Source organism: Bradyrhizobium sp. 27S5 (assembly GCF_037217225.1).
GTDB lineage: Bacteria > Pseudomonadota > Alphaproteobacteria > Rhizobiales > Xanthobacteraceae > Bradyrhizobium > Bradyrhizobium septentrionale.
In genome coordinates this window covers 7,265,329-7,288,947 of record NZ_CP147714.1, presented here as the reverse complement: position 1 = coordinate 7,288,947, position 23,619 = coordinate 7,265,329, and the positions used below count along the sequence as shown (strand labels likewise).

22 protein-coding genes are annotated in these 23,619 nt (G+C 64.5%); 7 read left to right on the top strand and 15 right to left on the bottom strand.

Annotated elements, in window-relative coordinates; all coding sequences use genetic code 11:
* Window positions 1-61: 61 nt before the first annotated feature.
* Window positions 62-538 (bottom strand): MarR family winged helix-turn-helix transcriptional regulator, encoded by a 477-nt coding sequence (locus WDM24_RS34380; RefSeq protein WP_338691881.1) that lies wholly within the window; start codon window positions 536-538, stop codon window positions 62-64.
* 96 nt (window positions 539-634) lie between these two features.
* On the opposite strand from WDM24_RS34380, the gene WDM24_RS34375 reads away from it, so the two are divergent.
* Window positions 635-1,003 carry an antibiotic biosynthesis monooxygenase family protein gene (locus WDM24_RS34375; protein ID WP_338828920.1) on the top strand — a complete coding sequence of 123 codons (369 nt, stop codon included), beginning with the start codon at window positions 635-637 and terminating at the stop codon, window positions 1,001-1,003.
* A gap of 232 nt (window positions 1,004-1,235) precedes the next feature.
* Here WDM24_RS34375 and groL read toward each other — a convergent pair whose 3' ends face one another.
* On the bottom strand, window positions 1,236-2,882 hold the full coding sequence (gene groL, locus WDM24_RS34370) for a chaperonin GroEL (protein ID WP_338828919.1): 1,647 nt from the start codon (window positions 2,880-2,882) through the stop codon (window positions 1,236-1,238).
* A 163-nt stretch (window positions 2,883-3,045) separates the two neighbouring features.
* Window positions 3,046-3,342 carry a co-chaperone GroES gene (locus WDM24_RS34365; protein ID WP_018269780.1) on the bottom strand — a complete coding sequence of 99 codons (297 nt, stop codon included), beginning with the start codon at window positions 3,340-3,342 and terminating at the stop codon, window positions 3,046-3,048.
* Window positions 3,343-3,660: 318 nt separating this feature from the next.
* On the opposite strand from WDM24_RS34365, the gene WDM24_RS34360 reads away from it, so the two are divergent.
* Window positions 3,661-4,179, top strand: a complete 519-nt coding sequence (locus tag WDM24_RS34360) for a hypothetical protein (protein WP_166298641.1) — start codon at window positions 3,661-3,663, stop codon at window positions 4,177-4,179.
* 588 nt (window positions 4,180-4,767) lie between these two features.
* On the opposite strand, the gene WDM24_RS34355 is transcribed toward WDM24_RS34360, so the two are convergent.
* From WDM24_RS34355 to WDM24_RS34335, 5 genes are all read right to left on the bottom strand, one after another.
* Entirely contained in the window at window positions 4,768-5,283 is a 516-nt protein-coding gene (locus tag WDM24_RS34355) for a hypothetical protein (RefSeq protein ID WP_338691877.1), read from the bottom strand.
* A gap of 490 nt (window positions 5,284-5,773) precedes the next feature.
* Window positions 5,774-6,037 carry a hypothetical protein gene (locus WDM24_RS34350; protein WP_338828918.1) on the bottom strand — a complete coding sequence of 88 codons (264 nt, stop codon included), beginning with the start codon at window positions 6,035-6,037 and terminating at the stop codon, window positions 5,774-5,776.
* Window positions 6,038-7,158: 1,121 nt separating this feature from the next.
* Window positions 7,159-8,010: a hypothetical protein gene (locus tag WDM24_RS34345; RefSeq protein ID WP_338828917.1), complete on the bottom strand. Its 852-nt coding sequence runs from the start codon at window positions 8,008-8,010 to the stop codon at window positions 7,159-7,161.
* A gap of 332 nt (window positions 8,011-8,342) precedes the next feature.
* Window positions 8,343-8,822: a hypothetical protein gene (locus tag WDM24_RS34340; RefSeq protein ID WP_338828916.1), complete on the bottom strand. Its 480-nt coding sequence runs from the start codon at window positions 8,820-8,822 to the stop codon at window positions 8,343-8,345.
* Window positions 8,823-9,277: 455 nt separating this feature from the next.
* On the bottom strand, window positions 9,278-10,054 hold the full coding sequence (locus WDM24_RS34335) for a protein phosphatase CheZ (RefSeq protein ID WP_338828915.1): 777 nt from the start codon (window positions 10,052-10,054) through the stop codon (window positions 9,278-9,280).
* A 307-nt stretch (window positions 10,055-10,361) separates the two neighbouring features.
* On the opposite strand from WDM24_RS34335, the gene WDM24_RS34330 reads away from it, so the two are divergent.
* Window positions 10,362-11,165 carry a L,D-transpeptidase gene (locus WDM24_RS34330; protein ID WP_338828914.1) on the top strand — a complete coding sequence of 268 codons (804 nt, stop codon included), beginning with the start codon at window positions 10,362-10,364 and terminating at the stop codon, window positions 11,163-11,165.
* 163 nt (window positions 11,166-11,328) lie between these two features.
* On the opposite strand, the gene WDM24_RS34325 is transcribed toward WDM24_RS34330, so the two are convergent.
* From WDM24_RS34325 to WDM24_RS34300, 6 genes are all read right to left on the bottom strand, one after another.
* Window positions 11,329-12,204 (bottom strand): DUF2076 domain-containing protein, encoded by an 876-nt coding sequence (locus WDM24_RS34325; RefSeq protein ID WP_338828913.1) that lies wholly within the window; start codon window positions 12,202-12,204, stop codon window positions 11,329-11,331.
* A gap of 129 nt (window positions 12,205-12,333) precedes the next feature.
* Window positions 12,334-13,176, bottom strand: a complete 843-nt coding sequence (locus WDM24_RS34320; RefSeq protein ID WP_338691870.1) for a ChbG/HpnK family deacetylase — start codon at window positions 13,174-13,176, stop codon at window positions 12,334-12,336.
* Complete coding sequence (locus WDM24_RS34315) at window positions 13,173-14,219, bottom strand: glycosyltransferase family 2 protein (protein WP_338828912.1); 1,047 nt, start codon at window positions 14,217-14,219, stop codon at window positions 13,173-13,175. The genes WDM24_RS34320 and WDM24_RS34315 overlap by 4 nt, the downstream gene beginning before the upstream one ends.
* Window positions 14,220-14,358: 139 nt before the next feature.
* The gene (gene hisG, locus WDM24_RS34310; RefSeq protein WP_338691869.1) at window positions 14,359-15,336 is read right to left on the bottom strand and encodes an ATP phosphoribosyltransferase; all 978 of its coding nucleotides are present in this window, start codon (window positions 15,334-15,336) and stop codon (window positions 14,359-14,361) included.
* Window positions 15,333-16,499: an ATP phosphoribosyltransferase regulatory subunit gene (locus tag WDM24_RS34305; RefSeq protein WP_338828911.1), complete on the bottom strand. Its 1,167-nt coding sequence runs from the start codon at window positions 16,497-16,499 to the stop codon at window positions 15,333-15,335. Before WDM24_RS34305 ends, hisG begins: the two co-directional genes overlap by 4 nt.
* A gap of 352 nt (window positions 16,500-16,851) precedes the next feature.
* A complete protein-coding gene (locus tag WDM24_RS34300; protein WP_338828910.1) occupies window positions 16,852-17,601 on the bottom strand; it encodes a 16S rRNA (uracil(1498)-N(3))-methyltransferase in 750 nt (249 codons plus the stop codon).
* A 512-nt stretch (window positions 17,602-18,113) separates the two neighbouring features.
* On the opposite strand from WDM24_RS34300, the gene WDM24_RS34295 reads away from it, so the two are divergent.
* Both WDM24_RS34295 and ubiA read left to right on the top strand, forming a co-directional pair.
* Complete coding sequence (locus tag WDM24_RS34295) at window positions 18,114-18,848, top strand: hypothetical protein (protein ID WP_166298632.1); 735 nt, start codon at window positions 18,114-18,116, stop codon at window positions 18,846-18,848.
* 25 nt (window positions 18,849-18,873) lie between these two features.
* Window positions 18,874-19,806, top strand: coding sequence for a 4-hydroxybenzoate octaprenyltransferase (gene ubiA, locus WDM24_RS34290; protein ID WP_338691866.1), 933 nt, complete (start codon window positions 18,874-18,876; stop codon window positions 19,804-19,806).
* A 723-nt stretch (window positions 19,807-20,529) separates the two neighbouring features.
* Here the strand turns inward: ubiA and WDM24_RS34285 are convergent.
* A complete protein-coding gene (locus WDM24_RS34285) occupies window positions 20,530-21,054 on the bottom strand; it encodes a DUF6101 family protein (RefSeq protein WP_166298630.1) in 525 nt (174 codons plus the stop codon).
* A 275-nt stretch (window positions 21,055-21,329) separates the two neighbouring features.
* On the opposite strand from WDM24_RS34285, the gene WDM24_RS34280 reads away from it, so the two are divergent.
* Together WDM24_RS34280 and WDM24_RS34275 are read left to right on the top strand one after the other, a co-directional pair.
* Window positions 21,330-22,724 (top strand): TldD/PmbA family protein, encoded by a 1,395-nt coding sequence (locus WDM24_RS34280; RefSeq protein WP_338828909.1) that lies wholly within the window; start codon window positions 21,330-21,332, stop codon window positions 22,722-22,724.
* Window positions 22,711-23,520 (top strand): 3'(2'),5'-bisphosphate nucleotidase CysQ, encoded by an 810-nt coding sequence (locus WDM24_RS34275; protein ID WP_338828908.1) that lies wholly within the window; start codon window positions 22,711-22,713, stop codon window positions 23,518-23,520. The genes WDM24_RS34280 and WDM24_RS34275 overlap by 14 nt, the downstream gene beginning before the upstream one ends.
* Window positions 23,521-23,619 lie beyond the last annotated feature (99 nt).

Below are 23,619 nucleotides of genomic sequence, written 5' to 3'. Positions count from 1 at the left end.
AAAGAAGGCCGCCTAACGGCGGCCTGAGAGCGTTTTCATGCGAAGCGGGTACCGGTGCGCGTCATACGCGTGCACCGGGCTCCTCACTGCTTTCCAGCCTGCCGCGCAGCGCGGTCACGACGCGGCTCACGGTTTCGATGTCCTTTGTCGAGAGACCGTCGGCGAGGCCGTTTACCCAGGGCAGTTGCAGGCGCATGGCCGCGTCGAAGGCCTGCTGTCCCTTGCCGGTCAGCACCACGAGCTGGGCGCGGCGGTGATGCGGGTTGGTCTCGAAGGTGACGAGCCCGTCCCGCTGGAGGTCGTTGACGATCCGCTGCACGTTCTGTCTGGCAGCGCCGAGGTCGCGCGCAAGCCACGCCACCGGTTGCGGGCGTTCGGCGGCGATGATGGCGCCGAGGATCTGCCAGCGCGCGCTGGTCAGCCCGAGCCCGGCCACCAGCCGGTCGCCGGCAGTGAACAGCAGGCTGTTGAGCCTGAACAGGTCGAGAATCAGGTTGCTCAGGGCCTCGCCGGCCGGGGTGCGCTTGGTCTGTGGCATTTGTCACCATAAGAGTATATTGACATCATGATGTCAATATTGATATGTATCCATCGTAACGACATGACATCATAGCACCATATCACGGAGCCAACCATGCCGCAGATGCGCCCCCTCGACCCCGCATTCCCGATCGACCGCCAGCTCGCGGTCGATGCCACCGCCGTCGTGCTCGTCAACCTCTTCACGCTCGATGCTGCCGACGAGGACACCTTCCTCAAGGCCTGGCAGGACGACGCCGCCATCATGAAGCGGCAGCCCGGCTTCATCTCGACCCAGCTGCACCGCGCGCTCGGCGACAGCCCGGCCTATCTGAATTACGCGGTCTGGGAATCGACCGCGGCTTTTCGGGCCGCCTTCGCCAATCCCGAGTTCAGGGCCAAGCTCTCGGCCTATCCGGCGTCGGCGGTGGCGTCGCCGCATCTGTTCCGGAAGGTGGCGGTGCCGGGCGTCTGCGTCGCGTAGGCGCACGGTGAGGTTGGCTCGATGCTGGGCTCCCTCTCCCGCTTGCGGGGGAGGGTGGGGTGGGGGTCTTACCGCGAGTCATATTGCGGTGAGAGCCCCACCCGGATCGCATCTTGCGATGCGATCCGACCTCCCCCGCAAGCGGGAGAGGTGAGGGAGGCTGCTGCCTCAGACAAAAAAGAAGGCCGCCCGGAGGCGGCCTTCGATCTCGATATTGATGCGCTGACCGGGCTCAGAAGCCGCCCATGCCACCCATTCCACCCATGCCGCCGCCGCCCGGCATCGCCGGCGCAGCGTCCTTTGGGAGTTCGGCGACCATGGCTTCGGTGGTCACCAGCAGGCCGGCCACCGAGGAGGCGTCCTGCAGCGCGGTGCGCACCACCTTGGCGGGGTCGATGATGCCCTTGTCGACCATGTCGACATAGTCCTCGGTCTGGGCGTCGAAGCCGAAGGTCTCCGACTTGTTCTCGAGGATCTTGCCGACCACGATCGAGCCCTCGACGCCGGCGTTCTCCGAGATCTGGCGGACCGGAGCTTCCAGCGCCTTGAGCACGATGTTGATGCCGGCCTGGACGTCGGCATTGGCGTTGGTGAGACGGCCGACCGCCTTCTTGGCGCGCAGCAGCGCGACGCCGCCGCCGGGCACGATGCCTTCCTGCACCGCGGCGCGGGTCGCGTTCAGCGCGTCCTCGACACGGTCCTTCTTCTCCTTGACCTCGATCTCGGTCGCACCACCGACCTTGATCACCGCAACGCCGCCGGCGAGCTTGGCAAGGCGCTCCTGCAGCTTCTCTCGGTCGTAGTCCGAGGTGGTCTCCTCGATCTGCGCCTTGATCTGGCCGACGCGGGCGTCGATGTCCTTCTTCTTGCCGGCGCCCTTGACGATCGTGGTGTTCTCCTTGTCGATCACGATCTTGCCGGCGCGGCCGAGCATGTTCACCGTGACGTTTTCGAGCTTCATGCCGAGGTCATCGGAGATCAACTGACCGCCGGTCAGGATCGCGATGTCCTCCAGCATCGCCTTGCGGCGATCGCCGAAGCCCGGCGCCTTGACGGCGGCGACCTTGAGCCCGCCGCGCAGGCGGTTGACCACCAGCGTCGCCAGCGCCTCGCCCTCGACGTCCTCGGCGAGGATCAGGAGCGGACGGCCCGACTGCACCACGGCTTCCAGCACCGGCAGCATCGACTGCAGGCCGGTCAGCTTCTTCTCGTGCAGCAGGATGTAGGCATCCTCGAGCTCGGCGGTCATCTTCTCGGCGTTGGTGATGAAGTAGGGCGAGAGATAGCCGCGATCGAACTTCATGCCCTCGACGATGTCGACCTCGGTATCGAGCGACTTGTTCTCCTCGACGGTGATCACGCCCTCATTGCCGACCTTCTGCATCGCCTGCGCGATCATCTTGCCGATCGCGGCGTCGCCATTGGCCGAGATGGTGCCGACCTGGGCGACTTCTGAGGAGGAGGCGACCGGCTTGGCACGCTTCTCGATGTCCTTGATCACGGCGGCGACCGCGGTGTCGATGCCGCGCTTCAGATCCATCGGGTTCATGCCGGCGGCGACCGACTTGGCGCCCTCGCGGACGATGGCCTGCGCCAGCACGGTTGCGGTGGTGGTGCCGTCACCGGCGGTGTCGTTGGTCTTGGAAGCGACCTCGCGCAGCATCTGCGCGCCCATGTTCTCGAACTTGTCGTCGAGCTCGATATCCTTGGCGACGGTGACGCCGTCCTTGGTGATGCGGGGCGCGCCGAAGCTTTTCTCGATGACGACGTTGCGGCCCTTCGGGCCGAGCGTCACCTTCACGGCGTTGGCGAGCACGTCGACGCCGCGCAGCATGCGCTCGCGGGCGTCTCCGGCGAATTTTACGTCCTTGGCAGCCATTGTTTTCAACTCCTGGAAAGCCGTCATCCCTTGCATAACGGCTTTGCCGTTATTGCTCGAGGAGCGGGCCTTGGCCTGCGTCTCGAAGGATGAGTTTGTGGATGTTCACCCTTCGAGACGGCAGCTTCGCTGCTTCCTCTGGGTGACGGAAAAAGAGGTGCGCTTACGCCAGCACGCCCATGATGTCGGACTCCTTCATGATCAGGAGCTCCTGGTTGTCGAGCTTGACCTCGGTGCCCGACCATTTGCCGAACAGCACGCGGTCGCCGACCTTGAGGTCGATCGGGATCAGCTTGCCGGCCTCGTCGCGGCCACCCGGGCCGACGGCGACGATCTCGCCCTGGGACGGCTTTTCCTTGGCCGAGTCCGGAATGATGATGCCACCCTTGGACTTCTCCTCGGCATCGATACGCTTGACCACGACGCGGTCATGCAGTGGGCGGAAGGTGGATTTAGCCATGACGTTCCCTCTTGGAGGCTCGGTTTCAGGTCCGGTTCATCGAGACCGGCGTTGAATGCCGGCCCGGTCGGCGCCAGGCAGGACGCCCGGCGCATTTAGCAATCGTGGTGCGAGAGTGCTAATTGCGGGCCGGGAAATATGGCTTGGCGGGTTTTCTGTCAAGCAAAGTGGTTAAGGCCTTGGTGAGGCCAATATAGGATGGTGGACCGGAAACCAAATCGTAGCGATGACGTAATTTTGTCAGACGTCGTTGCTCCGCCTTAAGTTTTACGCTTGGCTGCAGGACGGGTGCGGCCGGGACATAGTCGGGGGATGCATATGATCAGGTCACTCAACGCGCGATTGGTCGCACGATTCGCGGCTGTCTCGGCGCTGACGGCACTCTTGGGGGCGTGCAGCAGCTTCAGCCTGCCGTCGTTGTCGTCGAACCCCGAGCCGGCGCCCTCCGAACCCGGGGGGGCCCCGGAGATGCCTGCGTCGATCCGCCCCGATGAGATCGTCGGCCGCTGGGGTCTCGCCTCGTTCCAGAATCCCGCCGACCGCGCCCGCACCGAGGCCGCGGCGCGCGGCCAGTGCAAGCAGCCTTACGTGATCGGCGCGGGCCAGAACGGCGGCGTCATCATGCACCTGGCCGACCAGGCCACCCCGCAGGAATTGCGGCTGAAGGGTTCCCCCGGCGGCAAGAACTATATCGGCCCGCCAGGACCTGTGCCCGGCGAGCAGGACCGCGAGATCATCTCGTTCGACGGCCGGGTCTTGATCACCCGCTTCGTCGACAAGGACGCCGCCACCCGCTACGGCAACATGGTCTACGTCCGCTGCGCGCCGCGGGCGTGAGGGGCAAAGAAGGTTCAGCCTGAGCCAGAGCCGCGATGACGGTGCGCCTCTCCCCTTGTGGGAGAGGTCGGATCGCATCGAAGGCATGGATTCCTTCGTCGCTTCCGCTCCTCGCAATGACGGGGAAAGGCCATCGCCTAAACTAATCTCAGTTGAACATCGCGTCGATGTCGTCCTGCGAGCGTGGCCGGGCCGCTAGACGAAGCACGAGCCGCTGCGCGCGGGGTTTACATTTGATCTGGATTTTACGATACGCCGGACGAAACGGCTCTCGTTAAGTACGGACCCGATCTCTCGTGCCGGAAGCAAGCGCATCCGCGAATATTGCTTTGCGTCGCGAGCCCCCAATCAGCACTTGCCTATGGGATCACGCCCTTAGACAAATGGCCCCGACGATATCCACGTCGGGGCCATTCGAGATCATCGGCCACGGGTACATCCGCCGGACCATCCGATCATAAGCGTCGCTGATCACGGTACTTGGTCAGGGCTGGATGTGGCAATCGCTCCATCGAGGTAATCACATTCCGTGCGAAAGCGGCTCGCGGCCAGCTCGCGCTTGCGCCAACCAGAACGCGGCCGGATGTATCAGTTTGTCTTTGCAATCCGATACGTGCCCTTCTTGTGGCCAATGACCTGACCAATGCCTTCGAAATTGCTCTTAAGAGGCTCGATGGAAATGATGAGTTCGGCTTGGAGCCCTTCGAATTTGCCGGTCCCGCCGGTTATGTTGCACTTGTTGGGTTGCCCCGGCAGGAAATCGCATTGTTCGAATGTTTGATCGCCGTCCTTGTCGACGTAAGTACAGAACCCGCGGACTTCGACGGTCTTCGCCGATGTATCTCTGAGCCGACTAAACTGGCAACGTCCACCCATGTTATTGAGCACCGGGTTTCCCGCGTCGTTCATTGCTGCCATCGCTTGGTTCAGCAGGTCAAACTCTCTACCGCCGCCGATCGGCATCGGCTTTGGTGGCGGGATTGGTGTCGCAGTAAATGTCACCGAGACGGGCCCTTCCGGTGGCATGCTCTGAGCCTGGGCATTGCCAGCCGTGAGAACAGCAGCAATTGAGGACAACGCGACAAGTACGTGAGTAATTGACATTGTTCCCTCCCATAATGGCGTTTGAGAACTAATTGCGTCGAGCGATAACTCAATTGGCAAACGAACCGCTTGCAGTAAATTGCAGGCGCTCCTGTTCGTGGAGCACGCAGCGGAACGTACAACCCTGCATTGCTCCATACAAGTTGACGAATTCGACCAATTGACGCAGATGGGTCAGCGTCGTTGACGAAGAGCCTCACTCAACCGCACTGGGATGATGCGTGATGTTTCGCGGACTGAGGCGCCAGCAGTATCACACGCAATGCTGCATTTTGAGATAAGCAATGGCCCGACGATGTTGCACGTCGAGGCCATTCGGAATCAGGTCGGGCACTTCCGCCGCGCCTTCAGGTTTCTTTGAAGTCGCTGATTACCGCATCCAGCGCCGGCCCGAAGGCCGGCGTTTTCGTCTGTCTATGACGAACTTCAGGGGGCACGGACGAACCTGGCTTGCCGTCTACCGCCCAAAGTCGTGACCCGCAAACAGCTGCTACCGCCGCACTCCGACGCGATTGACGCCGCCATTCAAATTGCCGCCGGCGTTATGACGAACCGCAGCACGCGCCACCGGACGAGGCCTGAGCACCACGCCTGCTCTCGCCACGCAACCCACCGGATACCCGACGTACTGGCAATAAATGACGGCCTTAGCCGGTGCCGGACTGAGAGTAACACCTGCAAACCCCAGCACGAGGCTGGCCGCAATTCCCGCAACTGTCACTGACCTGGTCGAAAGAATGTTCGTCCGACGCATGGTATCCTCCTCATCGCACGCGAACCGAAAGGTGATGGAGCCACCGCAGATGTGGCCCAATCTATCGTCGGTGGCAAAGGATGAGTGATGTTGACATGGATCAACGCCGGGCGCGCGCCCTGGGCCATTTCCGGACTCTTGCACCGCAAGAAGTCCCCCAAAATGATGCGCCAATCTAGTCGTCCGCCCGGAGTGGCGCCTGCTACTTGCAGCCGCGGCAAATCGTAAGCTTGCCCTTTAGCTTGTCATCTTCCCCGGGATCGACCGATTGCTGCCCAGAGACACGATCTGCTTCTTGATTGATGGGCTGCTTTGCCCGGCGCGGCCTGACGGGTCGCGTCGTCCGGCTTGACGTGTCATCATCGTCGGCGATACCGACGCTAAAGCCATCGTAATCGGTGGCCGGCTTGGCCGACGGCCGCGACCTGTCGATCACTTGCGCTGGCGAAACGCTGTCGGGCTCTGGCGGCGTGTGCTCGACAGTGGCAGATCGTGGGGCGGTCGTGTGTCGCGGCACATCTTTAGCGGCTCGGGGCGGCACCGGACCCTTGGCTCCCTTGGCGGTCGCCGTCGGCGGCGGAACGTCATCCGTCGCCCGTGACGAACCAACATTGCCCTTTGCTGATGGCGTGGGACTTACGGCAGCCGCCACCGGCGGCGACACGCTGGGTGCCGCCATCGGCGGCCAAACGCTGTTGGTCGCGGCCGGAGATGCCGACCCCTCATTCAACTGAGACGGCGGCGCAAGCGAAAGCGGCGGGGACAGCGACGTCTGACATCTCGCGCTGTCGTGTGACCAAACTCCCGCCGCCAATAAACCAAGTGCAAACAGCGTAGCGTTTTTCATTGCCGTCCTGCAAATCACTCAGACAAAAGAATTGATCGCGTGACTCTTGTAGCCACGCTTCGGCGAAAATTTCCACATCTGACATGGCGATCAAAATTGACGGAAGTGGGGAGTCAGGGCGGTTGCATGCGCGCTTCGGTCCGCTTGGGGCCTTAGGCCACCCTCGTTATTGGCCCCCATGTCTGCCTGGGCCCAAACCGGAAGTGACACCGCGCCGCATTCTAAATCGAGGCGTTGTTGCGGGACAAGACGTCGATGATCACTGCATCGACGGTCACCATTCGTCGTAGAGCCACTCCCTTGGGATTCGAGGCCGCAATCTTGCGTACGGCGGTTGAGACGTCCGCTCGGGCTTGCGTACGGCCGGAGTCGGCTGTGTCGGAGGCGGTAACGCCCTCTGCTCGGAAGCCTTCGCGAGCGCCCGTTTCATTTCTTCCTGGCTCGCCTTGAGTTCCTCAATGGCTTTGGAGTTCTCGCGGGCCATTTGTTGCTGGTCCGCCTTGAGCTGTTCGATATTTCGCTCCATATTTGCGAGGTCGCGCGCGATCGTTTGCAGCAACTGCGTCTGATCGGGAAGGGCTGTGTTGGCTGTCGGCGCGGCGTCCTGCGGCGGTGCGGTTTGAACCATGGGCGTCGCTTGGGGCGGAGCGGCGTCCGCCGCGGCGACCTGAACGGTGGGTGGAGCGGGCCGCGCCGTGAGCGGCGGATCATCAGGCGGCAATGATGGAGTTGAGACAAGCTGCGGCGCCCAACGGGCAGCAATCAGCTTGGCTTCCCCACCATAAGACGACTGCAAAGCCAGGGCAGCGATAACGATACATGCTGCCAGCGACAAGCCGGCGAGGGCTCGGAACACCGGCCTTCCAGGCGGCGATTGCGAGCCAAGTGCGGAAGAGGCAGGGCTAGGCCCGGAAGAAGCAGGGTTAGTTCCGGCCGCAGGCGGGTTAGGTTGCGCCGAAGGTGGGGACGCGGCATCGCGTTCCATTCTTGCAAGCTGTTCACTCAAACGCGTGAGCTCTTCATCGGCGCGCGCGATTTGCTTGCGAGCTTCCGCGAGTCTTTCGTCGGCGGGCGCGGTCAGGCTATCGTTCGATTGAACTGGGTTCGGAGTGGGGGTGGAGTTCACTGACGTTTCCCTTTCCGTCCAATGTCACCCAAGCGTGCCGACCCGGCTATCCGTTAGGGTCGATCAGCCCCCCTCAGCACTCCTGTCAGTTTTGTCCAAAGAATGGCCGGATGAAAGCGCGCTTGAGGTCTCGTGACAATAGAGCGGGATACCGGCCTGGGCTAGCCGGAGGTCAGGTGCGCTCGGGGTCACAAGCCGCCGATGACGATCGATCCCGGCGAGTTCTGCCTCGTAGTTGGAAGCCGACACTTATGAGTACACGTCCTGGTCCGTCATGAAGATCAAGAGGGCGGCTCAAGGAGCCGCCCTCTTGCGGTGCCGTTGCGCCGGCTTCACTGGCAGACGTACATGTTGCCGTCAGGCATTTTCGTCATCGTACCGGGTTCGCAGGCGATACCATTGGCGGCCTTGTAGTCTGCCCATCCGGCGTAACCGTAATACGGACTGACCCGTTGATAGGCTCGTGCCGGATAGTAGGGCTGGCCAAAGCGGGGATCCGTCTGGGCGGCATATGCATCGGTCCAATTGTTTGTGCCCCAGCCGGAATAGGCCGCCGTGGTAGCGGCCGCCGTGGCGACCGCCGCCGTAGCAGCGACCCCCGCGCCAACCCCGTATCCATACGCAGCGCGCCGGGTTTGGCGACGCGCAACACCTGCGACGCTCATGGGCGTCAGCGGTCGGCCCACACGCGCCTGGGCGCTTTCGACTGACGCCGAAACGCCGCCCTGCTCAGACCAGGTGATGGAGAACAGTGTCGCACAAGCGAAAGTCGAGAGCGCAATTGCAGTATTTCTGACCATTCTTTGCGTCATGTTCAATCTCCAGCGTTGAGTACTCCAGTGGCTCCCCCCAATCAGTTATCCGATAACGGGGCGTACGGCATCGCTCGAGAGAAGCCAGCTTGCCCTCGTCGGATGCGCGCGGCGAGTGGCCGCGAACCTGTGACTGTGTGCTTGTGGAAGTACAAAACCCCGCTCGGGGGCGACCGGATTCACTCCGGAAGTCCCATGCAACCGGCACCAAATGTTGGCTTCCGGCATGCGCATGACAATTTCCCTCAGACACAGTATGCGTCCGCGACAGCAAACCTGCCAGTCAATTTCCAAGAGTCGCAATTTCCAAGTGTCGCAGTTGGCACAAACTGCATGAGGTCGAGACAGAGGTTCTGACTGATGCGTCACTTGACGCACACACACGGAGAGCCGCAGCACTCAAACAAAAAACGCCGGCCCGAGGGCCGGCGCTTTTTGTCTTGATTCGACAAATCTCAGTCGAACATCGCGTCGATGTCGTCCTGCGAGGCGTGGCCGGCGTCGCCGTCGAGCTTCGGGCCGTTGAGCAGGCGGGCGTCGCCCTCGCGGGTGTCGACAACAGGCGGGACGTGCGTCTTGATGGCGTCGACGCCGCCCCAGATGTTCATCATCTCGTTGATGTGCTGCTCGATGAACTTCATCGTCTGCATCACCTTGTTGATGCGCTGGCCGGTGAGGTCCTGGAAGTTGCAGGCCTCGAAGATCGAGACCACGCGCTCCTGGATATCCTCGCTGAGCCGCCTCTGCTGGTCGGGGGTGACGTTGTTGGCCAGTGCCGACGCGGCCTGGTCGATCGCCTCGACAGCCTCGAGGATCTGCTGGGTGGCCTGTTCGGTGCCGCCGACCACGGCGCCGAGCTCGCCATTGACCTTGGCCATCTCCTCGCCGTTGAAGCTCTTGCCGTGCAGCACGGCGATTTCGCGCTTGGTGCGGCTGATCGCGTCGTGGATCAGGTCGAGCTCGACCTTGAGCTTCTCGCACTGTTCGACCTGGGCGCGATAGGTCTCGAGCATCTTATGCGTCTCGGCGACCTCGCGGGCCACGATGGAATCGACGCTGTCGGCGGTGCGCTGCGCCGGTGCTGCGGCCATCTGGGCGCGGATCGAGCGAAGCTCGGCCATGATCTCGCGATGCATCGGACCGAGGTCGTCGCCGCCGGCGGCCTCCGGCTCCGCCATCACCACTTCGCCCATCGCCTGCTCGACACGAAAACGCTTGCGCTTCACTGACATGATTTCATTCCCGCCCCTTCACTAAGGTCCGTTCTAGCGAGAGGTGATTTAACGTCAGGTTCACGCGGAACAATTTGCGCGCACGGCGCGCGGCGGCCGCGCTACCGGCGATTAACCATGTTGCGGCGGCGTTCACGCAAAATAAACGCTACCCGGCAAAACCGCGCGCTATTGCCGGGATGGTGAATCGAAACCGCCGATCCGTTTACCAAACCGATGCGGTTTTCATTGCTTATTGACCACGTGCAACGGCGCTCGTCGCGCCCTCGCGCATCACCTCACGACGAAACCAGTACAGAGTACGTCGATGTTCAGGAAAACCACGCTTGCGCTGCTTGCCGGCGCCTCTTCTCTTATTGCCGTCCCCCATCACGCCATGGCGATCGACGCGGTGTCGCCCGCCGAGCCCACCGTGATCTACGCCAACCAGGGCGCGCCGCAGCCGCCGATGCGCACCGCCTATGTGCAGCCGCAGCGCTCCAGCATGGGCGGCGGCTTCATCGAATTTCTGTTCGGCGATGCTCCGTCGTCGCAGGGATATTCGCCGCAGTATCAGCAGCAGCCCGGCTATTACGGCAACCGCCAGGGCCTGCCGCCGATGGATCCGCAGCAGCAGATGATCCGCCAGCAGGAAGAGGCCGCGGGCGATCCGGCGCAGCGTCCGTTCGATCCGCGATATGAAAAACAGCTGGTCGACTATCACGGCAAGGAAGGCGTCGGCACCATCGTGGTCGATACGCCGAACAAGTTCCTCTATCTGGTGCAGGGCGATGGCCGTGCGATGCGCTACGGCATCGGCGTCGGCCGGCCCGGCTTCACCTGGGCCGGCGTCAAGACGATCTCGGCCAAGAAGGAGTGGCCGGCCTGGACGCCGCCGCCGGAAATGCTGGCGCGCCGCCCCGATCTACCACGGCACATGGAGGGCGGGCCGGAGAATCCGCTCGGCGCACGCGCGATGTATCTCGGCTCCTCGCTGTACCGCATTCACGGCTCCAACGAGCCCTGGACCATCGGCACCAACGTGTCGTCGGGCTGCATCCGGATGCGCAACGAGGACGTCATCGACCTCTACGGCCGCGTCAATGTCGGCGCCAAGGTCGTCGTGATGTGAGATAGCTGTCTGCGCAGCCCGGATGAAGCGCAGCGAAATCCGGGACAGTTGTGCAAGCTGAGAGATTTCCCCGGATTTCGCTTCGCTGCATCCGGGCTACGATGATCAAAAAAACGGCCGCTCGATGAGAGCGGCCGTTCGTGTTCAGGCGACACGCACACGCTTACGCGTAGTTGCTGTCATCGCTTCCACCGTCGAAGCCGCCATCATCATCGTCATCATGATCGAAGCCGTCAGAATCGTGGTCGGTGTTATCGTCGTTGTTGTTGCTGTTGTTCGAGGCCTGGTCGAACAGGCCTGAGCGCGAGCCGGAATTGTCGTTGCCGCGGCCGGATGAGCCGACATCGTTGATCCCGGCGTCACGCGCCAGGTCGCTCGACGACTGGTCGCCGCCCCAAGGACGCGAACCGCCGCCGAGGCCGCCGGCATCGGCCAGCGACTGATGGCTGCCGCCACCCATCATGCCGCGGATGCTGGAGAGCAATAGCCCGCCGCCGACCACGCCGGCCGCGGCCGCAGCCGCCGTGCCGAGGAACGAGCCGCCGCCACCACCGGGAGCGCCGCCGCCGAAGGCCGGGGGCTGCGGGCCGCCGTAAGGCTGGCCGTATTGGCCCTGGCCGTATTGCTGCGGCGGCTGGCCGTAGTTCTGGCCGTAGCCGCCCGCCTGCTGCATCGCCTGGCCCGAGTTCCAGACCGGGCGGCTGCCGCCGATATCGGGGGCGCGGACCGGCGGCACCGAGCCATGCGGCTGGCCCTGTCCGAAGACCGCGTCGCGCATCGAATCGAGGAAGCCGCCGCCCTGCTGCTGCGCGGGCGGTTGCTGGCTGACCGCGGCCTCGAGCTCCTGGATCCGATCATGGGCGCGCTTCAGAGCCTCGTCCTGCACCAGTGCGGTCTGCACCAGCGCGTAGACCGCATTCGGCGCGCTGCGCAGGCCCTGTATGATCGCGGACATGGCCTCGCTGTCGCGCGGGGCATTCTCCAGCTTGGCGAGCCGGTCGAAGAGATCGTCGATCAGTTGGCGTTCTTGCGGTGTCATGGCGTTCTCCATCGCGTCGATCGAATCGGCGCGCCCGAGATGTAGGACGGGCTTTGTGGCGCAAGGAGTGGGGGGCCGAATTAAATTTATGTATGCGACAATACGACCGTCGGTTTTTTCTGAACCCTGTCAGGCCAGTGTAACTTTATTCAGGGCGAGCAGGGCCGGGAAATCGTCGCCTGCCAGATAGGCATGTTCGGTCTCGCGCTGCGTCGTCAGCGGGTCGAGGTTTTTCAGCGTGTCATCGACGAAACCGGGATGGCACATCACGAGGCCGCCGTCGGGCATGCCATCCAGAAAGCCGCGCATCAGTGCCGCGAAATCATGCTCGCGCATGAAATCATAGGCACCGGCGAAGGCCGGATTGAACGTCAGGCCGGCGCGGGTCGCTTTCGCCCGGAATTGCGTGCTGAGCACGTTCAGCACCAGAGCCTTCGGCCCGACCAGCCGCGCCAGCGGACCGTCGCGTCCGCACTGCCGCACCCAGGCCTGCGGCGCGCGCTCCTTCACCGCGCGCAGGAAGCCGTCGCGCACCTGCGGGAACAGCTGCGCATGCTGGTGACCGTCGACGAAATCGGGCGCGCGGCCGAACAGATCGTGGAAGGCGTCGAGCTGCGCCAGCACCTCGGCATGCACGAGTTCGGCATCCAACCGCCGCATCAGCCCGGCGCGCAACAGTTTTGCGAACGGCAGGAACATGTCGCCGTCGAGCGGGCGGAAATGCATCGTCAGCGGCCGGAACGGCGCGGTCAGCGTCACATGCAGCCCGATCGCGCAGCGCGGGCTGTTCGCGACCGAAGCCTGCAACGCGGCCGCAGCCTCGCGGCCGATCGCCGGCGTCACCGTCATCACCGAGGTCGCGTTGAGGCGGCCGCGCTCGATCAGGTCGCGGATCGCGCGGTTGACGCCGTCACTCAGGCCGTAATCGTCAGCACACAGCCAGATCCGGCGTGGCGCAGCGGCATCGCTCATTCGGCGGCGGTCCGCTCGGCGGCGCTTTGCGCCGCGCCGCCGTCGGCGTGCTTCTCGGTGTGCTCGGCGACGAAATAGATCGGCCGCGCCTTCAATTCGGAGAGGATCTTGCCGATATATTCGCCGACGATGCCGATCATGATCAGCTGCACGCCGCCGATCGTCATCACGCCGATCATCAGCGACGGATAGCCGGGGACCTGCTTGCCGGTGGTCAACACTTCCCAGAGGATCGAGAGACCGAACAGGAAGGCCACGCCCGCGAGCAGCGCGCCGAGCAGGCTGGCGAAGCGCAGCGGCGCCACCGAGAACGAGGTCAGGCCTTCGATCGACAGGCCGATCAGCCGGCCGGCATTGAAGGTGGTGACGCCATGCGCGCGCGGCGCCGGCTCGTAGTCGACGCGGATCTGCCTGAAGCCGATCCAGCTGGCGAGCCCCTTGAAGAAGCGGTTGCGTTCCGGCAATTGCCGCAGCGCCGCGGCCGCGCGCGGCGACAGCAGGCGGAAGTCGCCGGCATCCTCCGGGATCTTCTGCCGCGCGCCCCAGTTGATCAGCGCGTAGAAGCCGCGCCCGGCCAGCCGTCGGAACGCCGATTCATTGTCGCGATGTGCCTTCGCCGTGTAGACGACGTCGTAGCCGTCATCGATCCAGTGCGCGACCAGCTGCTCCACCAGCGTGGGCGGATGCTGGCCGTCACCGTCCATGAACAGCACCGCGCCGCGGCGGGCGTGGTCGAGGCCGGCCATCAGCGCCGCCTCCTTGCCGAAATTGCGCGACAGCGACACTACCTGCAGGTCCAGCCCATGGGCGGGCAGGGCGCGGGCGATCGCAAGGGTAGTGTCGGCGCTGCCGTCGTCGACATAGACCACTTCGCAAGGCAGCCCGTAGCGTGCGCGCAGCGACTTGGCGAGATCGATCAGCCGCTGGTGCAGCGCCGCAAGCCCGGCGGCCTCGTTGTAGACGGGCACGACGATGGACAGACCCTGCGCGGCGGCGGTCTTGGCGGTTGTGGTCAGGCTGGAAACGTCAGAGCCCAGCATCATCGGTCAGGTTCCAGAACTAAGCGCGTTTTCGAGCGAAGCGGACATCCGGCTCGCGTGAGGAAAACACGTCAAACAAGAGAGCTTGAACAGAATATGGTACCGCGGGGCAGCTGTCGCCAAGATGAATGGCCTTGCCGGCTCATTGTCGCAGGAACGCCTCGAGCCTGGCGAAGAGCGGGTTCTCGCGGTCGAACACATAGTCCAGCGACACCACCGACACGGTTTCCGCGCCGTGGTCGCGCAGGAAGCTGCCGAGCGCGTAGAGCTTGCCCGGTGGGCAGTGCAGCGTAAGCATGCCCGACGAGGTCGGCCCCCCGAACGGGGCGACCACGCCGAAACGGTGATGCGCCTCGGAGAGCAGCGCATCGTTGCAGCCGGCAAAGCGGGTGCGGACCTCGCGATACTTGCTGGCACGGGCGCGCGCGGCGATGTGGTCGAGGATGACGCGCGCGGTCTCGCGGGCGCCGGTCGACCAGTCGGCATCCCGCGACGCCACCAGATTGGCCTGGCTGCGCAGCATGACGCCGTCGTCGAGCACCTTGAGCCCGTTGGCGGCGAGCGTCGCCCCGGTCGTGGTGATGTCGACGATCAATTCCGCGGTGCCGGCCGCGGGCGCGCCCTCGGTGGCGCCGGAGCTCTCGACGATGCGGTAGTCGCCGACGCCGTGCTTGGCGAAAAAGCCGCGCGTCAGATTGATGTATTTGGTCGCCACCCGCATGCGGTGATTGTGCTGCTCGCGGAAGCCGGAGGCGACGTCGTCGAGGTCGGCCATGGTGCGGACGTCGATCCAGGCCTGCGGCACCGCGACCACGACATTGGCATAGCCGAAGCCGAGGCCTTCGATCATCAGCACGCGCTTGTCGGCATCCGGAATGCTCTCGCGCACGAGGTCCTCGCCGGTGACACCCAGATGCACGGAACCGCGCGCCAGATTGGCCGCGATCTCGCTCGCCGAGAGATAGGCGATCTCGACATTGTCGACGCCTGAGATGGTGCCGCGATAGTCGCGCGCGCCCCCGGCCTTCGACAGCGTCAGCCCGGCGCGGGCGAAGAAGCCTTCCGCGTTTTCCTGCAGGCGTCCCTTGGAGGGGACGGCGACGACGAACGGCGTGCTCATGGGGCGCCTCCGCGGCCAGCGGCCTTGCCATGCCGGGTCATCGCCTCGATCCAGACCGAGAAGCCGACCGCCGGGATCGGGCTTGCCGAGCCGAGCTGCGTCATCAGCCCGTCATAGCGGCCGCCCGCGACCAGCGGCTCGGCGCCGTTGCCCTTGGCGTGCAGCTCGAACTCAAAGCCGGTGTAGTAGTCGAGGCCGCGGCCGAACGCGGTCGAGAACCGCGTCTTCCTGGTGTCGATGCCGCGCGCCGCCATGAAGCCGACCCGGCTCTCGAACTGGTCGATCGCGGCGGCAAGGTTGAGCTTCGCGTTGTCGGCCAGCGCGCGCAGTTGCGCGACTGCGTCGTCGGGGTCGCCCGATATCGCAAGGAAGCGCTTGATGATGGCGACCGCGTCGCGCGGCAGCGCGCCGGCCTTCAGCGTCGATTGCTCGAGGAAGCGGTCGGCGATCTCGGCCACTGTGCGCCCGCCGACATTGGTGGTGCCGGCGATCGACATCAGATCGGTGACCAGCGCCAGCGCCGCCTTGCGGTCGGAGCCGGCCAGTGCGGCGAGCACACCCTCATATTCGTTGCGGCCCGGCGCGGTCGCGAGCGTCAGCTGCTCGATGTCGTCGGTCAGCGAAACCTTGCGGTTGAAATCCTTGATCAGCCGGCGCCGCCACACCGGGTAAAGCTCGAGCGCATCGATCAGCGCGTTGAACAGCGCGACATCGCCGGTGCGGATTTCGACATCGCTCAAGCCAAACGCCGTGGTCGCCTCCAGTGCCAGCGCCAGCATCTCGGCATCGGCCGCGGCGCGGTCCTGCCGCCCGAACGATTCGATGCCGGCCTGCAGGAACTGGCTGGGCTGGCCGCCGCGATAGCGGAACACCGGCCCGAGATAGCTGAAGCCCGCCGGCTGGCCGGCCCTGTTGGAGGCGAGGTAGTCGCGCGCCACCGGGATCGTGAGGTCCGGGCGCAGGCAGAGCTCCTCGCCGCTCGGGTCGGTGGTCAGATACAGGCTCTTGCGGATGTCTTCGCCGGAGAGGTCGAGGAACGGCTCGGCCGGCTGCAGGATCGCCGGCTCGGACCGGAGATACCCAGCCTGCGCGAACGAGGCCAGCAACGCATCCGCCCAGTCGGCGGATCCGGCGGCGGATCGTGGTGCGGCAGCTTCGGTCATCTCGACGTCCAATTCGCCCCGAAATCGCAGTTCCAGAGCGGGTTCCATAGGTGGTGTTGGCGGAGCCCTTAGCATGGTCGGCCCGGGCTTTCGACAGGGATCGGCCAAGTGGCTTAATGATTGGGTTCGTTAACGATTTTGCGACGGCTTGGCTAGGGAAAGATGTTTTTCTTCATCTGGGCTATGTGCTGCGGCACGGGCGGTCCACCTCTCCCGCTTGCGGGGGAGGTCGGATTGCATCGGAGATGCAATCCGGGTGGGGGCTCTCGCCACTCAAAGAATCTCGTTGCGGCGAGACCCCCACCCAAACCCTCCCCCGCAAGCGGGAGAGGGGGGCGCAGTCCCTTCTTGGCTACGCAGCGCTCCAATCCCCCAGCGCCGCCTGCACCAGCGCCAGTGCGGCGACGGCTGCGGTGTCGGCGCGCAGGATGCGCGGGCCGAGCGCGAGGCGGAGGATGTTGGGCTGGCGCAGCAGCAGCGCGCGCTCCTCTTCGGCAAAGCCGCCTTCCGGGCCGATCAGCACATCGATCCCGGCCTGCGCCGCCTTGGCCACCTGCAGCGCCTGCACCGGGTTCGCGACCTCGGCGGCCTCGTCGCAGAACACCAGCAGGCGCGTCTGGTCGCGCCCCGCCAGGAAGCGTTCGAGCGGGAGCGGATCGGCGACCTCGGCGAGTGAGATGATCCCGCACTGCTCGGCGGCCTCGACCACATTGGCGCGCATCCGCTCGCTATTGACCCGCGACACCTGGGTGAAGCGGGTCAGCACCGGCACGAGCCGCGCCGCGCCCATCTCGACCGCCTTCTGCACCATGTAGTCGAGCCGCGCATGCTTCAGCGGCGCGAACACGTAAGCGACGTCGGGCAGGCGGTCCTGCGCGCGGGTCTGCGCCGTGATCGAGAGCGTGTCGGGGCGCTTGCGGCCACCAATCTCGGCGCGCCATTCGCCGTCGCGGCCGTTGAACACCAGCACGCTGTCGCCGGCGCCAAGCCGCAGCACATTGCCGAGATAGTTGCTCTGGTCGCGTTCGAGCGCGACGGTCGCGCCGGCGCCAAGCGGCGCATCGACAAACAGGCGGGGGCTGCGAAAATCGAGTTCAGGCATGTCCTATTCCGGACCGCGCTTTAGCCCAAAAGGCAAGGCGGCCTTATTGCTCCGTGGCAAATTTACCAAGCTGAGCAATACCGTAGTCCCGCGGACTCGTCAGGAACTCGCCGACCAACGTAGTAAGGACCTGTCGATGTATTGCTTCTGTCACCAAGTCATTGGTTAAGTTCTTAAGTCCAAAGTTCTTAGGCCCAAGGGAGGGGTCGCTTGCACGCGGCCCCTTTTGCTTTTCAGTCACCCCTGCGCGGCGTCGGGCCGCAAATCCAGACTGTGGCATGACCGAAAATCGGGATCAGGTATATTTGATGGTCCGGTTTTACCGCCGTTCGTAGCCTAAAGGCTTATAAACGAGGAACAATTTAATGTGGCCGGCGTGGCCCTACGCCGCGCTGTCGCCCAAATCGACGGGTTGTTAAGGCGCCACAGGAATCGTAAAACGCCCCCAAATTGGTTGCTTCGTTTTTGTTGCGCTGGGGTTGCCTGGACCTTTTGCCGGAGAGACACCCTCGATGATCCGCCGCCTGATCGTGCTGACCGTTGCCGCGACCGCCCTGTCTGTGGGGCAGGCCGCTGCCCAGAGCGCCTTTCCGGCTCCGCTGCCCAATCAGGCCGGCAAGGCTGGCACCGCGTCCGATCCGGCGTTTCCGCCGGTCAATGGTATGCGTCCAAGCCAGGCCGGAACCGCCTCGGATTCCGCATTCCCGCCGGTCAATGGCGCGCCGGCAGCCAGGGTCGGCGCGGCGCCGTCGGCGTTCCCGAGCAATGGTGCGGCGCCCATAGCCGGTGGCGGGTTGTCCTCGCCGCCGCCTCCGCCGAGCGAGGCGGGTGGCGCCAGCGAGGCCTGCATGAAGAATTTCGTGCCGCTGCGTGAGGAAGCTGAGAAGCGCGGCAAGGCGATCAAGGCCGCGAGCGATCGCCACGCCAGCCCGCAGGAGGCCTGCAAGCTGATCGGCAATTACAGCCAGGCCGAGGTCAAGATGATCAAATATGTCGATACCAACGCGGCCAAGTGCGGAATTCCGCCGCAGATCGCCAACCAGCTCAAGGACGGCCACAAGAACACGGAAGCGCTGCTGAAGAAGGTCTGCAATGTCGCAGAGCAGGCGGCGGCGCAGCCGCGCGGCCCCGCTGGGCCGTCGCTGAGCGACGTGCTGGGTTCGTCCGCTTCGCTGCCCGAAGCGACCCCGACCAAGAAGGGCGGCAGCACCTTCGACACGCTGAACGGCAACGTCCTCACCCGATAAGGGACCGCCCGATGATCGACTGCTCATGAGCGACGTCTCCGCCCGCGTTGCCGACTCCACAGGCAACTGGGTGGACACCCATGCGCCGGTCTGGTCGCGGCCCTATCTGCGGCTTGCGCGCTACGACCGGCCGATCGGCTCCTGGCTGCTATTGATGCCGTGCTGGTGGTCGGCGGCGCTCGCCGCCGGTGTCGCGCATGATGTCCGCTCGCTGCCGCTCGTGGTGCTGCTGTTCTTCATCGGCGCCTTCGTGATGCGCGGCGCGGGCTGCACCTGGAACGACATCACCGATCGCGATCTCGACGCCAAGGTCGAGCGCACACGGTCGCGGCCGATCCCGGCCGGGCAGGTGACGGTGACGCAGGCGGTGGTCTTCATGGTGCTGCAGGCGCTGATCGGGCTTGCGGTGCTGCTGCAGTTCAACCGCTTTGCGGTAATGACCGGCATCGCTTCGCTTCTGATCGTCGCGATCTACCCGTTCATGAAGCGGATCACCTGGTGGCCGCAGGTCGTGCTCGGCCTCGCCTTCTCCTACGGCGCGCTGATGGGATTTGCGGTGACGCTCGAACGCATCGATGCAACGGCGATTGCGCTCTATGCCGGGTCGATCGCCTGGGTGATCGCCTACGACACCATCTACGCCCACCAGGACGCCGAGGATGACGCGCTGATCGGCGTCAAATCCACCGCGCGCCTGTTCGGCGCACGCACCCACCGCGCGCTGGTGATCTTCTATGGTCTCGCCGTGCTGCTGATCGGCGCGGCGTTCGCGCTCGCGGGCGCACGCTGGCCGGCCTGGATCGGCCTTGCCGCATTTGCGCTGCATCTCGCCTGGCAGGTCCGCCGGCTCGACACCAGCGATCCCGCGCTCTGCCTGCGCATCTTCAAGTCCAACCGCGACGCCGGCTTCATCCTGTTCGCAAGCCTGGTCGTCGATGCGGTGATGCGGGCGGGGTGACGCACATCCCTCGTCATTCCCCGGTGCGCAATTGCGCGACGGGGAGTGACGAGTGAGGTGAGCACGCTACTCAGGCTCCCTTTCCCACGCAACCGGGGTTTACCCCGGTTGCGCATCATTGATTTGCGCAAGTCGGGCAGGCCCGACTTGCGATGGGAGAGGTGGGGAGAGGGGTGGCCCCGGGCGAGATGATCGAAGTGAAACTCGCACGCGCAATTCGACCGCGTGTCGTGCGTGCTCGATCGAGTGGAGAGAGCTTGCCGTGTGGCACCCCTCTCCCTAACCCTCTCCCGCAAGGGAAGAGGGAACCCTTCCGCCGGTGCGTTCCTCACGCGCGCGTGCCACTGAGTTGCCCGACGGCGCAAGCCCCGCAGCAAAAATAGTTCGCTTTATCAGAAATGCAACGCGGTGTATGGTTCGCCGGTCTCACCCGATCGAGGGGCGGCTCGTGATCGTCGCGAACGCGGTGTGGGATGCGGTGGACGCTGATCATGCAAGCGACGAACGCATGTGAAGCGGACGGGTGTCATCGCCCGGCTCGACCGGGCGATCCAGTACGCCGCGGCCTATCGTTTCAATCGCTGCGTCTCTGGAATACTGGATCACCCGCATGCGCGGGTGATGACACCGCGATGCTTGAAATGCAGATCCGAACTGCAACGACGCGTTATCCCTGCTTGCACAACAGCGATGGTGAATGGCGTGGAGCGCTGTGAAACGACCTCAATTCCGCGCGATGATCTCGCGCTCGTCGCGATGCACGCTGGCTTCGTTGAGCTGGACGCCGGCGCGGCGGCGGACCAGGAATTTCGGGCGGCGGGCGCGGATCGCGTTGCGGCGACGGCGGCGCGCCGCCGGCTGGCGCGGCGCCGGCTCGGTCAGTTGCGGGAGACGGAAGATGTCGCTCCACATCTGCCAGGCGGACGTGATCTCCTCGGCATCCGAACTGGTGCCGAGCGGAATGGAGAGCGCGGGATCGCGGTGAACCAGCACCAGCATCTGCGCGTCGTCGATGCCGCGCAACGCGACGCCGAGGAAATCGCTGACGCGAACATTGACCGCCATCCGCATGCCGAGAACGGCACGGCGCAGCACGACATGTTCGCGATGAAGCTCGACCTGCCGCGTGCCGCCATCCGCGCGCGCATCCTGCGCGTGGAAAGAGAGCGGAAGGGAAAGAGGGTCGAGCCGCAACGCGCAGCTCGACCCGGCGGAATTGATTCCGCTTGTTGGTGTTTGACGCCTCAAAGCCTTATCTCCCCGCCGGGATTATGTTCCCGGTCGATGTGTGAGAGCCTAGCCGAGCGATGGCCGTTTCGGCTTAAAAAGCCTGGTTAACCCATCCTCACCTGGCGCCATGATTGACAAGAGGTTGGCCCGCATGATTGACGAAGCGTTGCGCCGATCACTCAAATCTTTGTTGCCCGCCGGTGCAAAGTGCTTGAAATCCCTGTGAATCCTGCACATCTGGTGGGTCTGTCGACCTCGTTCCGGGCCTCCCCTCAATCCGCAGGAATTCGTTCGTGAACCCTTCACCATCTGCATCGTCGTCGCGACACGGCGATTCCTCCGATCTGTTCGACCAATCCGGCCTCAGCGACCTCGCGCAGCGTCTCGTCGAGGCCGCGAGGCGCGCCGGCGCGGACGCGGCCGATGCGATCGCGGTCCGCGGCGTCTCGCAAGGCGTCGAGGTGCGCGACGGCCGCGTCGAGGAAACCGAGCGCTCCGAAGGCGATGACGTGGGGTTGCGGGTGTTCGTCGGCCAGCGCCAGGCGGTGGTGTCAACCAACGATATCAGCGGCGACGGGATCGCAAAGCTTGCGGAGCGTGCGGTGGCTATGGCGCGCGTGGCGCCCGACGACAAATATGTCGGTCTGGCCGATCCTGCGCTCCACGCGCATGATTTCCCCGATCTCGATCTGCTCGATCGCAAGGTCCCGACCACGGCCGAGCTCGAGCAGCGTGCCATCGAGGCGGAGGCTGCGGCGCTCGCGGTCAAGGGCGTCAGCAAGTCCGGCGGTGCGTCGGCCTCGACCGGGATCGGCGGCATGGTGCTGGTGACGTCGACCGGCTTTCACGGCTCCTATTTGCGCTCCAGCCACGGCATCTCGACAACCGCGATTTCCGGTGAGGGCACCGGCATGGAGCGCGACTATGATTTCACCAGCGCGCCGCATGGGTCCGATCTCGATTCACCCGCTTCCGTCGGCCGCAAGGCCGGCGAGCGCGCAGTAGCACGGTCGAACCCGCGCAAGGTCGAGACCTGCAAGGTGCCCGTCGTGTTCGATCCGCGGGTTGCCGGCTCGATCGTCGGCCATCTGGTCGGCTCCATCAACGGCGCCTCGATCGCGCGCAAGACCAGCTTCCTGAAGGACAAGCTCGGCGAGCAGCTGTTCTCCAAAGATATTCGCATCATCGATGATCCCCTGCGCGTACGCGGCCTGCGCTCGCAGACCTTCGATGCCGAAGGCGTCAAGGTAAAGCGAACGGCGCTGATCGACGAGGGCGTGCTGACCACCTGGGTGCTGGACTCGGCGACTGCGCGCGAGCTCGGCCTGGTCACGACGGGACATGCGCATCGCGGCGTGTCGTCCTCGCCGTCGCCCGGCACCTACAATCTGCATCTCGAGCCCGGTGCGGTGACGCCGAAGGAGCTGATCTCCGACATCAAGCAGGGCTTCTACGTCACCGACCTGATTGGTTCCGGCGTCAATGGCGTGACCGGCGATTACAGCCGCGGCGCGTCCGGCTTCTGGATCGAGAACGGCGAGATCACCTATCCGGTCAGCGAAGTGACCATCGCCGGGCATCTGCTGCCGATGTTCAAGTCGCTGGTCGCCGCCAACGATCTGGAATTCCGCTACGGCGTCAATTCGCCGACGCTGCGCATCGAGGGCCTGACGCTTGGCGGACGCTGATACGGACGACTGGACCAAGGCGCGCGATGCTGTCTTGCTGACCCGGTCGGTGCAGGAGGCAGGTCGGCTCGCGCTGTCGCTGTTCCGCACCGAATTGAAGAACTGGACCAAGGGCGCGTCCTCGCCGGTCTCCGAGGCCGACATCGCGGTCAATGACCTGCTGGAGCAGCAGCTGCGTTCGGCAACGCCAGCCTATGGCTGGCTGTCGGAGGAAAGCGCCGACAACACGGCCCGGCTCGGCAAGCGCTTCACCTGGATCGTCGATCCGATCGACGGCACCCGCGCCTATCTCGCCGGCCGCGAGGACTGGTGCGTCAGTGTGGCGCTGGTTGAAAATGCAGCTCCGGTGCTCGCGGCGGTGTATGCGCCGGTGAGCGAGGAATTCTTCTTTGCCGCCCGCGGGCAGGGCGCGACCCTGAACGACAGCGCCGTGCATGCAACCGCAGGCACCGAATTCGATTTTTCCCGCATGGCCGGACCGAAGCCGCTGGTGCAGCGGCTCAGCCCGACGTCGGACGAGATCACGCTGTTTCCGCGGATCGGATCCCTGGCGCTGCGGTTGTGCCGTGTAGCACAAGGTCGACTTGACGCCGCCTTTGCGGGCGGGCAAAGCCGCGACTGGGATCTTGCCGCCGCGAATTTGATCGTGCAGGAAGCGGATGGTAAGATGACCGCGCTCTCGGGGGAAGCGATTGAGTACAATCGCCGGGAGGTGACGCATGGGGTGCTGGTGGCAGCAGGACGCGAACGTCATGCACGCATTGTCGAGCATTTTCGCAACCGTCCATTGCCGTGAGACCCCGCCGATCCGCGCCGCGCTTCCGATTGTGACCAGACGTTACGACAGACTTGTTACGACAGACCTGTGACGACCAGACTTGTGACGACCACGACT